This is a genomic window from Qipengyuania sp. B-5 (genome assembly GCF_056857815.1).
The window spans coordinates 89,103-101,018 of record NZ_JBSXNU010000052.1; the positions used below are offsets into that span (position 1 = coordinate 89,103).

The following is an 11,916-nucleotide window of genomic DNA, read 5'->3' on the forward strand; positions in this document are numbered from 1 at the left end:
CCTAGCCTATCCAGCGCCAGATCCCGGCTGGAATGCCTCCTGCAGCGATGTGCCACCATGTTATACCTAGCCAGACGGCAATCGCTGCGAGCCATAAGACCGGGCCCGCGCCCGGCAGTTTGGACCACCTTGGCCAGTAGCCGGTCTTCGCCTCCCAGCCTTCCCATGCCGCGCCCATCAGGGCTTTCTTCTTGCGGTCCTGCATGTGCGCGCCGACCAGCGCCAGCACGAGTATGGCAAGAGCGACGATATTGGTGCGCCAGCTCCACCAGAGCACTATGTGCGATATAGCCCAGAGCGCGAACCCCCACATCATCGGGTGGCGAGTCACGGCGAATACGCCAGAGGGATCGCGCTGCGCCAGCTTCTCCGCGCCAGGAGCCGGGAGCGCGGGATTGCCTCTCAGCGAGCCCAGAAAGAGCACCAGTGCGGGCAGCGTCAGCACGGTGGAAATGGCCCATCCTGTCTCGCCCGTACCGCCTAGCCCTCCGGCAGGAGCGGCGACGAAGGCGAAATACATCCAGACCATGCAGGCCGCCGCAACCACGCTGTAGAGCAGGCTGAACCCCGCAGTCCCGAGGGCCTTTACAAGCGGCGCGCGAAACGGATGCGCCAGGGCGAAATGCGTACCGACGAAAGCGATCGAGGCAGCAAGAAGCGAGGTAAGCGGTTCCATGAAAGCCCTCCCATCGGTTCAGGCTATCACGCTCCAGTTTTCAGGCAAGCTCTACTCTGACGGATCGATAGCCAGAAGCTTCACTTTGAAAAGCAGAGTTGCACCTCCCGGAATCGGCCCCTTGCCCTTCGGGCCATAGGCAAGGTCGGCAGGCGCGGCGATCTCGATCGTATCGCCCACGCCCATTTGCGGTATTGCCATTTGCCATGCCTTTACCAGTCGGCCCAGCGGAAAGGTGGCGGGCTCCCCGCGGTCGAAACTTGAATCGAAGGTTTCGCCATCGATGAAGGTGCCCGCATAATGCACGGTCACCGTGTCAGAGACCGTCGGACGCTCTGCCTCACCGGCATATTCAGTATAGCGCCAGCGCAGTCCGCCATCCATGTAACGCCAGCCCTCTTCGGCTTTGAGACCAGAGAGATAAGCTTCCTGCGCGCTCATCCACGCAAGATCCTGCGATCGGTCGGGCGCCTCCTGCTGCGCAACCGCTGCATGGAAGCCAACCGCCACGAAGGCCGCGCCGAGCGCAATCAACATCGAACGCATTATCGGTCTCTCCTTACCAGTCGTAGCCTTCAGGCAGTTCGCTCTCGTCGATCTCGCGGTAGCGGTCGCGCAGGCGGCTCTGGTGATTGTCCAGCGGTTGCCTTACTCCGTCGATATAGACGGCCGTCGGCATGGAGCCGACCTCGAGCGGATCCCCGTCCCAGACGACGAGGTCGCCCATCGCGCCTGCGGCAAGCGTACCGGCGCGGCCACCCATGCCGCTGATCTCCGCCGGAACGGAAGAAATCGCGGCAAAAGCCTGGCCCCAGCTGAGACCCGCAGCCCCGGGTACTCGGGTTAGGGCAACGAGATTGCCTGCATACTGGTTGAGGTTGCGCGGGTTTTCCATCGCGGAAGCATTGATCGCGACCTTCACTCCTGCCTGGACCATACGGCCGATGTTGGATTGCGTCGCGGCCAGCTCCTCGAAACTCTGAGGCAGGTCGTCGAGCCCGTCGGCGATAACCGGCACACCGGCTGCGGCAATATCCTGCGCCGCAAGCCAGCCTTCACTGGCTCCGACCAGTACCATGTCCAGGCGCGGAAATTCGCGTTTCAGGGCCAGGGTGCTGCGGATATCCGAAGCGCGCTCGACCATGACGTAGAGCCGCTGCTCCCCGCGTACGACAGGAACCAGAGCGGCTGCATCGAACCGGGTGAGCAGCACGTCGTCGCCGCGCTCGGCATCCTCGCCCGATAAGCGCGGATCGACCGGCAAATCGTCACCCGTGGTGCTCGCCGCAGGTCGCGAAGCGCGGCTCGGGATGCTCGCGTCCTCGCCGAACTGGCTCGCTTCGCGCAGTGCATTGCGGAACAAAGCATGGGCGGAAGCCCGGCTCCCACCGGAGAGGCGCGCGCCGCCTTCGCCCAGTGCCACGACCTGGAATGCACGCGGTGTTACGACGGGGTCGGCGTCCGCTCCGAGGTCGATAATGGCGCCCTGACCGCCGAAGATCGAACTCGATGGCATGGTAACGCTCGCCGCTCTGGTCACGCCGGCCGCGCGGTGGATGGCAATATGCTGCGAGTTCGGATTGACGATAGGCGCCACGTCGAGAGCGGCGCTGAAGGGTGAATTGCCTGCGCGGGTATCGTTCGATTCGCTGACCGCACCGACATCCCAGAGGCCAAGCGAGGTGACAGTCGCGAACAGGCCAGGGGTGACCCATGCACCCGTGCCATCGACGGTATCGATCCCTGCGGGCACGGCGACGCCGGTCCCTGCTGCGACGATCCTTCCGCCGCGTACGACCACCGTCGCTCCCTCAATGGGTTCGGAACCGTCACCTGTGGCCACAGTGGCATTGGTAATGGCGACGTCCTGGGCCGAAGCGGACGAGGCGGCGAGAGCGACCGCGCTGGCCGCGAGTGCGAGAAGGCGCTTCATTTCACATCTCCTTCGCCCGGCTGGCCGAGCTCGAAATCGCTTACCGGCCGGCGTTTGCGATCCATCGCATCAAACATGAGCGCACCGTCGATCCAGACCTTTTCGGGCCGCGAATAAACACTCAGCGGATCACCATTCCATAGCACGACGTCGGCCATCTTGCCCGGCTCGAGGCTGCCGGTCATCTTATCGATTCCCATTGCCTTGGCCGCGTTGAGGGTAAACCAGCCGACCACTTCCGCATCGGGAATGTCGATGCCAACCCGGCGTCCGGCCGCCTGCGCTTTCGCGGCTTCCTGGTTGAGGCGCTGGATGCCATTCGCATCGTCGGAGTGGATGACCACACAGGCCCCTTCGCGCTGCAGGTAGGCGGCATTCTCGAGGATGCCGTCATAGGCTTCCATCTTGAAGCCATACCAGTCTGCCCAGATCGCGCTGCACACGTCATTTTCGCGCAGCAGATCGCCGATCTTGTAAGCTTCGACGGCATGGTGGAAGGCGGTGACCTTGTAGCCCATCTCCTTGCCCATATCGATCACCAGCGCCATTTCGTCGGCGCGGTAGCAGTGATTGTGGATGAGGATATCACCATCGAGGACGCCCTTGAGCGTTTCCTTGCCAATGTCGCGTTTCTCGCCGTCATAGTCCTGCGCATCGAGCCACATCTGCCGGTTGACCGCGAAATTTCCCATCCGGGTAGAGGGCGCGCGGCCCCTGCCGCCATAGACTCGCTTGGGGTTCTCGCCGCAGGCCATCTTCATGCCGTAGGGCGCGCCGGGGAACTTCATCCCCTGCACCGTACGTGACGACACGTTTTTGAGTGTTACCGAACGTCCGCCGGTAAGGTTCGCCGAGCCGGGGAGGATTTGCAGCGAGGTGACGCCGCCATTGGCTAGCGCGCGGGTAAAGCCGGGGTCCTGCGGCCAGACCGAATGTTCCGCCCATACTTCGGGCGTGGTCGGGCTGGTCGCTTCATTGCCGTCCGAATGCGCCTCGACGCTGGGGGTGGGATAATCACCGAGGTGCGAGTGGATGTCGATCACGCCCGGCGTCACGAACTTGCCGCCCGCATCGATCCGGTCGTAGCCGTCGGTGGGGAGCGAAGCATCGCCGATCGCCACCACTTCGCCATCGCGAAACAGGACCGTGCCGTTGTCGATCCGTCCCCCTGCGCCATCATAGACAGTCGCGCCGACCAGTGCAGTCGGGCGCCCCGGATAGCGCTGGTAAGTGCTGGCATAGGGTGCGCGGCCGTCTTCGCCCTTGGGCGCGGTCCAGTCGGCATCCGATGCCGAGGCGCGACCCGTGTTGGAGCCGGTCGTGGCGCAGGCGGCGAGGCTCGCAGCAAGCGCGAGCGGAACAAGTCTTTTCATGCAATCCCCCAATCGAGAACGGGCCGGAGCATTGCTGCCCCGGCCCGTACCGTCAATGGACATTGGTCGAGGAAAATCGCCTTTCGGACGATACCCCTCTTCTACTCAGGTGCGCGTCGTCGGGTGGACGCCGGCTTCCTGAGCTTCGAGACCGGCCTCGGCCTGACCTTCCAGATTGTCGTCGCGGATCGTATCGAGATGCATCAGCTTCTTGATCAGCGGGCTGACGACCATCACGGCGACGCCGATACCGACTGCGTACCAGCCGACCGTGCTGTAAACACCGAGCACGACTTCCTTGCCGGATTCTTCCCCGACGCCTTCCGCGCCCGTGGCCGAAGCGATCAGACCGGCGGCGAAGTTACCTGCGGCCGAGGCGAAGAACCACGTGCCCATTATGAGCGAAGCCATATGGGTCGGACTCAGGCGGTTCATGGCCGAAAGTCCGACGGGCGACAGGCACAGCTCACCAGTGGTATGCAGCAGATAGATGAGGAAGATGAAAATGACCGGCGTGGGCACATTCACTCCGGCGCTTTCTGACCCCCAGACGAGGACGAGGAAGCCAAGACCCACCTGAATCACGGCTAGGCCGAACTTCAGCGGAGTGCTGGGTTCCTTACCCTTGCGTGCCAGCCCCTGCCACAACATCGCGAATATCGGAGCCAGCAGCACGATATAGATCGCGTTGATCGACTGGAACATAGATGCATTCACGCCCTGCGTGTCGACATGACGATCGGTGAACAGGTTGAGCGACGAGCCCGCCTGCTCGAACAATGCCCAAAACACGATCGAAGTCAGGATGAGGAACATCGCGGCAAAGATGCGGTCCCGCTCTTCGCTGGGGAGCTTCGTAACAGCGGTGAACAGCACGAAGAGGACCAGACCACCACCGAAGATGCCCAGCACCACACCGACAAGTTCCTGATACTGGATCGCGGCCCAGCAGAGCGCAACCATGGCAAGACCGGCGCCGTAGATGGCCCATTCCTTGCCGCCCTTGATCTTCGCCGGATCCTTGGGCTCGCCCTTGCCGAGAAGCAGAGGTTTGCCGATCACGAAGAACACGAGGCCGAGCAGCATGCCGAAACCGGCAAGGCCGAAGCCGTACTGCCAGCCATAGGTCTGACCGAGATAGCCGCAGATGATCGATGCGGTCGCCGCGCCGACGTTAATGCCCATGTAGAAGATGGTGTAGGCCGGGTCGCGGCGCACGTCGGTGCGCGAATAAAGCTGGCCGACGATCACCGAGATGTTCGCCTTCAGGAAGCCCGAACCCACGATGATGAGGGCAAGCGCGAGCCAGAAGACGTTGATGATGGGATCGGCTTGGCCGCCGCTGCCTTCGAAGGCCATGAAGAAGTGACCAAATGTCAGGAGTATTGCGCCAAACAGTACGGCTTTGCGCTGCCCGATATACTGGTCGGCAAGATAGCCGCCCACCACGGGAGTGATGTAAACCAGAGCAGTGTAGGCACCGTAGATGATCGATGCTTCGCTATCCGAGAACAGCCAGTGCTGTACGAGGTAAAAAATAAGCAGGGCGCGCATGCCGTAGTAGGAAAAGCGCTCCCACATTTCGGCCATGAACAAGAGAAACAACCCCTTGGGGTGTCCGATAACCTCTTCCTGCGGGCGCGTGATAAGCACCGTGCCGCCAATAAGAAATGCTGCAAGTGCGACCACTGCAACTCTGAAAGTCCACATTTCGAACGCTGAGTCGAATGTGAAGAACATGCCTTCGACCATAAGATTCCGGTGTCCCTCTGATATTATCCGGAAGGCCGCGCTGTTGCGCTGCTGCTCCCCTCGAAGGCGGGCACACTAGCGTCTCATGCGCTCATGTGAAGCATTAGTTACACTCGCGACCACATTGTAGCGATAGCATCTGTAAGGCCCGGGAACCTTGCGCGCCGCGCTGTATTATGGCACTGACGCACTATATGTTGTCCGGGAATTCTCAATGAGCAACCAGTCCAAACCGGTTTATCTCAAGCTGCGCGATATGATCGCCGCCGCGATCATCGACGGCCGCTACAAGGAAGGCGAAATGCTCCCGTCGGTACGGGCGCTAGCTGCCGAACAAGGGGCCAATCCACTGACGGTTGCGAAGGCTTACCAGCAGTTCCAGAACGACGGGCTGGTCGAAGTCCAGCGCGGGGTCGGCATGTATGTCGCGAAAGGCGCCGCGTCGGAGTTGCGGCAAAGCGAACGCAAGGCGTTTCTCTCCGAAGAATGGCCCGAAATCCGCGAAAGGATGGAGCGCCTGGGAATCAACCCCGCCGAGCTTATTGCCGAAATCTAGATCTTCGGACTGTCGTGTGGCAGACTCAGACATTACGCATCTTGCGGAAATGGCGAACTTCTGCCAGTCAACGTGACCAGGGGCGCGCATACAACCGATCGGCAGGTCGGCTTGAACTAACGATGTGATCGCACATCAGCGATCCGGAGAGAGCGCAAAATGATCCGATCCGAACTTCTTGCTGCAATCGCGGAAGGCAATCCCGAACTGCGTGCCGAAGAGGTGGAGCAGGTCGTCGATATCTTCTTCGAAGAAATTTCGGAACGACTTTCGGAAGGCGGACGTGTGGAATTGCGCGGTTTCGGTGCCTTTTCCGTTCGCGACCGCCAAGCCCGCCAAGGTCGCAATCCCCGAACCGGCGAATTGGTGGACGTGCCGGCAAAGCGCGTGCCCTATTTCAAGCCGGGCAAGGAAATACGCGAGCGTCTGAACGAAAATTGATCGTGCATGGCGATGCGCTTCGCGATTGCGGCTTATCAATCAATTGACTAGGCACGCCGCTGGCCGGACAGCGGGTGTGGCGGAATGGTAGACGCCGGGGACTTAAAATCCCCTGAGCTTTGCTCGTGTGGGTTCGAGTCCCACCACCCGCACCAGTTCCAGGAAGGGCCGGAAATGCTCCCTACGGGCCTGTCCGGAATCGAGCAGTGGCCGGACTGCCCACAGGGCAATCCGGCCGTATTCAAGTTTGTTTTCTGATTATTCGCCAGTATCGTTGCTGGCGCGGGCATCATTCGCGGTGGAACCGTCGACCCCGCCTGCTACCAGCGCATTTCCGCTGACAGCGAGATTGCCGGCCGAAATCGTGGCCAGGCCATCATGGGTTTGGACCACCAATTCACGGATTTCGCCCGCTCGTGTCGCGACAATATCGCGCACGGTGCCCAGCTGCTCACCCGAGGGGAGCAAGACCGGCATGCCGGAGGTAACGCCGAAGGCGCCTTCACCTTCCGCAGAACCGCTACCGGCGACAGCAAGCATGGAATTGCCGATCGTACCGGCACCCGAGGCGGAGCCTCCGGCCGATCCGGTCGCGTTGCTCGTCAAACCGCGTGTCTTTGAAACGCTGTCGCGAACCTGTCCTACTGACTCTTGGGCTACGCCACGCACGGCATCCGTGCCGATCAGGCTGGCATTGGCGCTGCCGGAACCCGAAGCGCGGCCCGATCCGGTCGCGTTGCCGCCAGCGGAGCCGGTCGGGGTCTCGATAAGCTGATTGGTCGTGCTGTCTAGGCCCGCGTCGAGCGAGCGGTCGACCGATACATCGCCCGATCGCCGGTCGACCTTTTGATCCCCGCGAGTGGCAGCATCGCCGCGCACGGTGCTTCTTGTGGCCGAACGCATTGTGTCGGTCGAACCGCGAAGGGTCGAGTTAACGGTACCGTTGAGTGAACCGCTTACGCCGCCCAGAGCGCCACCACCACCTCCGAGAAGCTGGGCGTGGGCGGGGGCTGCAAAGATTGCGAAAGCCGAAGCTGCAAGCATAAGATGTTTCATGGTCGTTTCCTTTCTGCTTGCGGATGCTGAAATCGGGAGCATTGCATCCGCTCGAAAGGTAAACGGCCAGGGTAGTCCGCTTAATCCAAAATACTTCCGGAAATTTTCTATCGCCCGCGGCAACTACCGCAGACCAAGCCCCGCCCATAGACATCGTCCGGTCCTTTGCGACCGAGGTCTTCCGCCTCTCTATCAAGAGCGCCGCGCCAATTGCGTCCCGCGCCAAGCGCATGCGCCACACGTGCGGCAACCAATGGGGTGGCGAATGACGTTCCGCGTAGCCGGAAGCGCTTACCCTTCGCGTTAAGGCCACGAATGTCCGCCCCAGGTGCGGCATAATCCAGATGCAGCGCGCGTCCCGCTTCGATAAGTGCGCGACGTTTGCCGTCGACGGCGGTGACAGCGACCACACCGTCATAGGAGGCCGGAAAGGCGGGTGGCGCGGCGGGGCCATCATTGCCTACAGAAGCCACCACCACCACGCCCTTGCGCTGTGCGGCGGCGATCGCGCGTTCAAGTACAGCATTGCGCGGCCCGACCAGACTGATCGTAACGACCCTGCTGCCGCGTGCGATGAGCCAGCCGAGCCCTTTCACCATGGCCAGCGCGTTTCCACCCGCCTTATCGGTCCCATATACATCAGCCACGCGGATTTCGTTCGCTCCTGCACTCGCCAGAAGCGAAGCAACCGCACTTCCATGATTGCTCGGATAGGGCGCGCCTTTCGCGAAGCCGCGCGTCTCGGCGACTGGTACGACTGCACCAGGCGCACCGTCAATCATCCCGACAGGTGCCGACTTGCCATGGGTGCTGCCTGCGGCAGAGGCGATGGCAAGTGCAGGACTTTCGGTCGTGCCCGATTGGAAGTGGAGGTGATCGGCTGAGATTTCAGCCTGGGGAAGAAGGCCGCGTAATTCCACTTCGGCCTCGGTCAGCGTCATGCCGCCGGGCGTACGCAGCCGCGCCACATAGAAATCTAGTCCTTCGACACGTTCGCGAGAAATGAGTGCGAAGCCGCTCCGCGCAAGGCGCTTTTCTAATTCGGGCCCAGCATCCATGACCAGCATTTCGCCGCGTCTTGCCGGCTCGCCCCGCGCGTCCAGCTCAATGATATTTCGATTGCGGCTGACCAGGCGATCGATCATGCGCAGACGTGCGCGAACGAGGTCATCTGCTTCCCTTCTAGCCGCCTCGGCAGTCCGGTCGACAGTCTCGCGCAGTGGCTGGATGACCTCCCCCACACCCGGGAGGCGCACACCGGGAAGCGAGATTTGCGCAGCCAAGGGGGCCGCAAACATCGCAGCCAAAGCGAATATGAGGGAAAAAATGCGCATTGGTATGTCGCCTATCGATTATTTCGCCTTAAGCATGGATGAAACGCGCAGGCACATTCGTTTAATCCCCGGAAGGCAGAGATTCTGAGTACCTCTTTCGAATCCGACTTGCTTGACCTCTTGCCCCGGCTGCGTCGTTTCGCGGTCGGACTGGCAGGCAATGCATCGGACGGAGACGACCTCTGCCAGATGACAATCGAGCGCGCGCTCGCCAACCGTTCGAAATGGGCGAAGGGTACGCGCCTCGACAGCTGGATGTACCGGATCATGCGCAATATCTGGATTGATGAAGGCCGCAAGCAAACGCGTAGCCGCCAGACATTCGTGATCGAGGATGCCGGTTCAGGCGTTGGTGGAGACGGTGCGCAGGAAGCATCGGTCGAGCTTTCGAACATCGATCGCGCAATGCAGAAACTGCCCGAGGATCAGCGCGAGGCGGTGCTCTTGGTGATGGTCGAAGGCTATGCCTACAAGGAGGCTGCCGAGATCGTCGGCTGCCCCGTGGGGACGCTCAATTCGCGGCTGGTGCGTGGCCGGGACGCTTTGATGGGACTGCTCGGAGAAGTAGGATGACGATTACTCCCGAAGACATCGCAGCCTTTGCCGACGGCGAGTTGAGCGGCAAACGCAAGGCGGAGGTTGCGGCCGCAATCAACGCCGACCCCGACCTTGAACGCGAGGTCGAACGGCATCGCCAGCTAGGAAACATGCTGTCGCGGCATTTCGATCCTATCGCCGATCAAGCGATACCGGACCGGCTGGCGGAAATGCTTGCAAAGCCACAGCCTGCCGAAGTGGTCGATTTCGCCGCTGCAAGGGATAAGCGCGAAGCAGGACGCGCCATTCCGCGCTGGGGCTGGATTGCAGGTCCGGCGCTTGCCGCCTCGCTGGCACTGGCGATCTTCCTACCCGGAACCGGCGAAACGCCCGGTTATGTCGACGGCGAACTGGCAGCGACGCTCGATCAGAGACTCGTGGCAGAACAGGATCCGAGCGCGGATATGCGCATCCTTCTCTCCTTCCGCGACGATACCGGCCAGTTCTGCCGCGCATTCAGCGGCAGCGAGGGAGGCGGGATTGCCTGCCGCGACGACGAGGGCTGGAAGCTCGAGGTTCTTGGCGAAGGCAGTGAGGGAGGCGATGCCGAATATCGCATGGCAGGCGCCGGCGATGGAGACATCCTTGCCCTCGTCCAGGAACTCGCCGCAGGCCCTGCGCTCGACGCCGAGGCCGAGGCTGAAGCGAAGGCACGCGGCTGGCGCTGAACTGCCGTTACGCAGCGAATTCAAGATTTGGGTGCAAAAAAGGAAGGACCGGTGGGACTTCCGGTCCTTCCTGGCGGATGGCCGTGCAGGGACGGTCACGGCCAAGGGAGTGGCAGGGTTCAGTCGACCACGATCACGCGGCCGAGGCGATAACCGCGCTCGGCCATTTCTTCGACATAGTGTTCGCGCTCTCCGCGCAGTTGGTGAGCATATTCTTCCCAGGCATCGCGCAGGTCTTCGACATCGCTGGCGCGGCGCAGATCGCTGGACAGTTCCTTTTGCGCCTCTGTCACGTCGATGCGATAATCGAACCAGAAGCGGTTCTCGATCCCGGCAATGGGATGAGTAATGATGCGCGCTTCCTCGTCGCGCGCCATTTCTTCCTCATGAAGCATGGAGATTGCAGCGCTGGAAGCAGTGGCGACACCAAGGCCCAGCATTGGCAGGATAGCGAACTTCTTCATCTGGATACTCCTTCGTTGTGCGGCCCGCGGGACGCTTGAAAGAGAAACGGAAGGCTGGTGCAGTTTAATCCCGGGACCAAAAAATTTTCAGGTCATCAGGGCCGATTTTCATAGTGGCCTTCCTGAGAAGGCTTCGCTTTCGGTCCAGTGAAGAATGCGTTTCCGTTTCCGGTCGCCTAAAATCCAAGACCCAGCCGCAACCCTACACGCGCATCGGGAGCATCCTTTGACAATCCAGCGCTTCCGTCGAGGCCAAGACGGACCTGAGACGATAGATTGGTTCCAAGTCCGATTCCGATGTTTTGCCGATCGCCTATTTCGGCTGTCGCCGATTGTTCATATCCATAAGCTAGCGAAATCGAGGTGGATTCGCCGACCAGATAGTATGCTCCGGTCGTACCCGAGATGGTGTTCCTCACATCAAAGCCTTCTGGGTCACCAAGGATGGTATAGCCCACGCCAACGAAAGGAATTACTGCGCCCAACCGTTTGGAAATCTGGCCAGATGCGCCGAAATCCAATTTGCCACTTCCAAGTCCCTTTCGGCGTGACGCGGTTGGCACTTTGACCGAGCTGGCAACCTGTGCGTCCAGGCCAGCGACCGGGAAGATATAAGCGCCCTGAATAAGTAGATCGCCCAGCCCTTCGCGAGTTGTTTCCCTTGTGGCAGACGTGGGTGTGGCAAACAGCGACGTACCCAGCAGCCCTCCACCACTGACAATCAAATCTTCCGGTGCAGTGGTAGAGACGTAAGGAAGCGATGCCGAAAACGTGAAGCGTCCCTTTGTCACAATGACCCCCGCTCCTATCGAAATCGTTTCGTAGTCGAGTTCGCCAAGATTTCCGGTAACGTAGTCGGTTGCGCCAACGAATTGCACATCAGTGACAGAGCCTGAACTTTCGTTTGAGTTGCCGGGATCTTCCTCGGCGAAAGATGGCGTCGAGATTCCAATCAGCATCAGAAGGCAATTTGCGGCGCGCACTGGCATATTTCTCCATCCCTAGAGACCTAACCAAAAGGTCTTCACAGAAGAGGGAACGGATGGGCGGACACAAAGCATCCATC

The 11,916-nt window shown here is 61.0% G+C and carries 13 protein-coding genes and 1 tRNA gene; 5 read left to right on the plus strand and 9 right to left on the minus strand.

Features of this window, described 5'->3' with window-relative positions; genetic code table 11:
• Position 1 precedes the first annotated feature (1 nt).
• The 5 genes from AC13CE_RS11870 to AC13CE_RS11890 form a co-directional block, all read right to left on the minus strand.
• Entirely contained in the window at positions 2 to 676 is a 675-nt protein-coding gene (locus tag AC13CE_RS11870; protein WP_482972541.1) for an NnrU family protein, read from the minus strand.
• 51 nt (positions 677 to 727) lie between these two features.
• Positions 728 to 1,222 (minus strand): FKBP-type peptidyl-prolyl cis-trans isomerase, encoded by a 495-nt coding sequence (locus AC13CE_RS11875; RefSeq protein WP_482972542.1) that lies wholly within the window; start codon positions 1,220 to 1,222, stop codon positions 728 to 730.
• A 13-nt stretch (positions 1,223 to 1,235) separates the two neighbouring features.
• On the minus strand, positions 1,236 to 2,609 hold the full coding sequence (locus AC13CE_RS11880) for an amidohydrolase family protein (RefSeq protein WP_482972543.1): 1,374 nt from the start codon (positions 2,607 to 2,609) through the stop codon (positions 1,236 to 1,238).
• Positions 2,606 to 3,982 carry an amidohydrolase gene (locus tag AC13CE_RS11885; RefSeq protein WP_482972544.1) on the minus strand — a complete coding sequence of 459 codons (1,377 nt, stop codon included), beginning with the start codon at positions 3,980 to 3,982 and terminating at the stop codon, positions 2,606 to 2,608. Before AC13CE_RS11885 ends, AC13CE_RS11880 begins: the two co-directional genes overlap by 4 nt.
• A 105-nt stretch (positions 3,983 to 4,087) precedes the next feature.
• Positions 4,088 to 5,734, minus strand: a complete 1,647-nt coding sequence (locus tag AC13CE_RS11890; RefSeq protein WP_221538469.1) for a peptide MFS transporter — start codon at positions 5,732 to 5,734, stop codon at positions 4,088 to 4,090.
• Positions 5,735 to 5,948: 214 nt separating this feature from the next.
• On the opposite strand from AC13CE_RS11890, the gene AC13CE_RS11895 reads away from it, so the two are divergent.
• The 3 genes from AC13CE_RS11895 (at position 5,949) to AC13CE_RS11905 (ending at position 6,886) form a co-directional block, all read left to right on the plus strand.
• Positions 5,949 to 6,290 carry a GntR family transcriptional regulator gene (locus AC13CE_RS11895; RefSeq protein ID WP_221538470.1) on the plus strand — a complete coding sequence of 114 codons (342 nt, stop codon included), beginning with the start codon at positions 5,949 to 5,951 and terminating at the stop codon, positions 6,288 to 6,290.
• A gap of 159 nt (positions 6,291 to 6,449) precedes the next feature.
• Positions 6,450 to 6,731, plus strand: coding sequence for an integration host factor subunit beta (locus AC13CE_RS11900; RefSeq protein WP_221538471.1), 282 nt, complete (start codon positions 6,450 to 6,452; stop codon positions 6,729 to 6,731).
• Positions 6,732 to 6,801: 70 nt separating this feature from the next.
• Positions 6,802 to 6,886, plus strand: a tRNA-Leu gene (locus AC13CE_RS11905).
• A gap of 103 nt (positions 6,887 to 6,989) precedes the next feature.
• On the opposite strand, the gene AC13CE_RS11910 is transcribed toward AC13CE_RS11905, so the two are convergent.
• Entirely contained in the window at positions 6,990 to 7,787 is a 798-nt protein-coding gene (locus tag AC13CE_RS11910; protein WP_482972545.1) for a hypothetical protein, read from the minus strand.
• Between the two features lie 107 nt (positions 7,788 to 7,894).
• Positions 7,895 to 9,121 carry a S8 family serine peptidase gene (locus AC13CE_RS11915; RefSeq protein ID WP_482972546.1) on the minus strand — a complete coding sequence of 409 codons (1,227 nt, stop codon included), beginning with the start codon at positions 9,119 to 9,121 and terminating at the stop codon, positions 7,895 to 7,897.
• Positions 9,122 to 9,229: 108 nt separating this feature from the next.
• Between AC13CE_RS11915 and AC13CE_RS11920 the strand changes: the two genes are divergently transcribed.
• Positions 9,230 to 9,694 carry an RNA polymerase sigma factor gene (locus AC13CE_RS11920; RefSeq protein ID WP_482972547.1) on the plus strand — a complete coding sequence of 155 codons (465 nt, stop codon included), beginning with the start codon at positions 9,230 to 9,232 and terminating at the stop codon, positions 9,692 to 9,694.
• On the plus strand, positions 9,691 to 10,386 hold the full coding sequence (locus tag AC13CE_RS11925; protein ID WP_482972548.1) for an anti-sigma factor family protein: 696 nt from the start codon (positions 9,691 to 9,693) through the stop codon (positions 10,384 to 10,386). Before AC13CE_RS11920 ends, AC13CE_RS11925 begins: the two co-directional genes overlap by 4 nt.
• A 119-nt stretch (positions 10,387 to 10,505) precedes the next feature.
• Here the strand turns inward: AC13CE_RS11925 and AC13CE_RS11930 are convergent, their stop codons facing one another.
• Both AC13CE_RS11930 and AC13CE_RS11935 read right to left on the minus strand, forming a co-directional pair.
• Positions 10,506 to 10,850, minus strand: coding sequence for a hypothetical protein (locus AC13CE_RS11930; protein ID WP_482972549.1), 345 nt, complete (start codon positions 10,848 to 10,850; stop codon positions 10,506 to 10,508).
• A 176-nt stretch (positions 10,851 to 11,026) separates the two neighbouring features.
• On the minus strand, positions 11,027 to 11,809 hold the full coding sequence (locus AC13CE_RS11935; RefSeq protein ID WP_482972550.1) for a hypothetical protein: 783 nt from the start codon (positions 11,807 to 11,809) through the stop codon (positions 11,027 to 11,029).
• Positions 11,810 to 11,916: the final 107 nt, after the last annotated feature.

Bases quoted from the DNA above. Each gene is read 5' to 3' on its own strand.
- AC13CE_RS11870 (WP_482972541.1), bottom strand. From the start codon at position 676: ATGGAACCGCTTACCTCGCTTCTTGCTGCCTCGATCGCTTTCGTCGGT.
- AC13CE_RS11875 (WP_482972542.1), bottom strand. From the start codon at position 1,222: ATGCGTTCGATGTTGATTGCGCTCGGCGCGGCCTTCGTGGCGGTTGGC.
- AC13CE_RS11880 (WP_482972543.1), bottom strand. From the start codon at position 2,609: ATGAAGCGCCTTCTCGCACTCGCGGCCAGCGCGGTCGCTCTCGCCGCC.
- AC13CE_RS11885 (WP_482972544.1), bottom strand. From the start codon at position 3,982: ATGAAAAGACTTGTTCCGCTCGCGCTTGCTGCGAGCCTCGCCGCCTGC.
- AC13CE_RS11890 (WP_221538469.1), bottom strand. From the start codon at position 5,734: ATGGTCGAAGGCATGTTCTTCACATTCGACTCAGCGTTCGAAATGTGG.
- AC13CE_RS11895 (WP_221538470.1), top strand. From the start codon at position 5,949: ATGAGCAACCAGTCCAAACCGGTTTATCTCAAGCTGCGCGATATGATC.
- AC13CE_RS11900 (WP_221538471.1), top strand. From the start codon at position 6,450: ATGATCCGATCCGAACTTCTTGCTGCAATCGCGGAAGGCAATCCCGAA.
- AC13CE_RS11910 (WP_482972545.1), bottom strand. From the start codon at position 7,787: ATGAAACATCTTATGCTTGCAGCTTCGGCTTTCGCAATCTTTGCAGCC.
- AC13CE_RS11915 (WP_482972546.1), bottom strand. From the start codon at position 9,121: ATGCGCATTTTTTCCCTCATATTCGCTTTGGCTGCGATGTTTGCGGCC.
- AC13CE_RS11925 (WP_482972548.1), top strand. From the start codon at position 9,691: ATGACGATTACTCCCGAAGACATCGCAGCCTTTGCCGACGGCGAGTTG.
- AC13CE_RS11930 (WP_482972549.1), bottom strand. From the start codon at position 10,850: ATGAAGAAGTTCGCTATCCTGCCAATGCTGGGCCTTGGTGTCGCCACT.
- AC13CE_RS11935 (WP_482972550.1), bottom strand. From the start codon at position 11,809: ATGCTGATTGGAATCTCGACGCCATCTTTCGCCGAGGAAGATCCCGGC.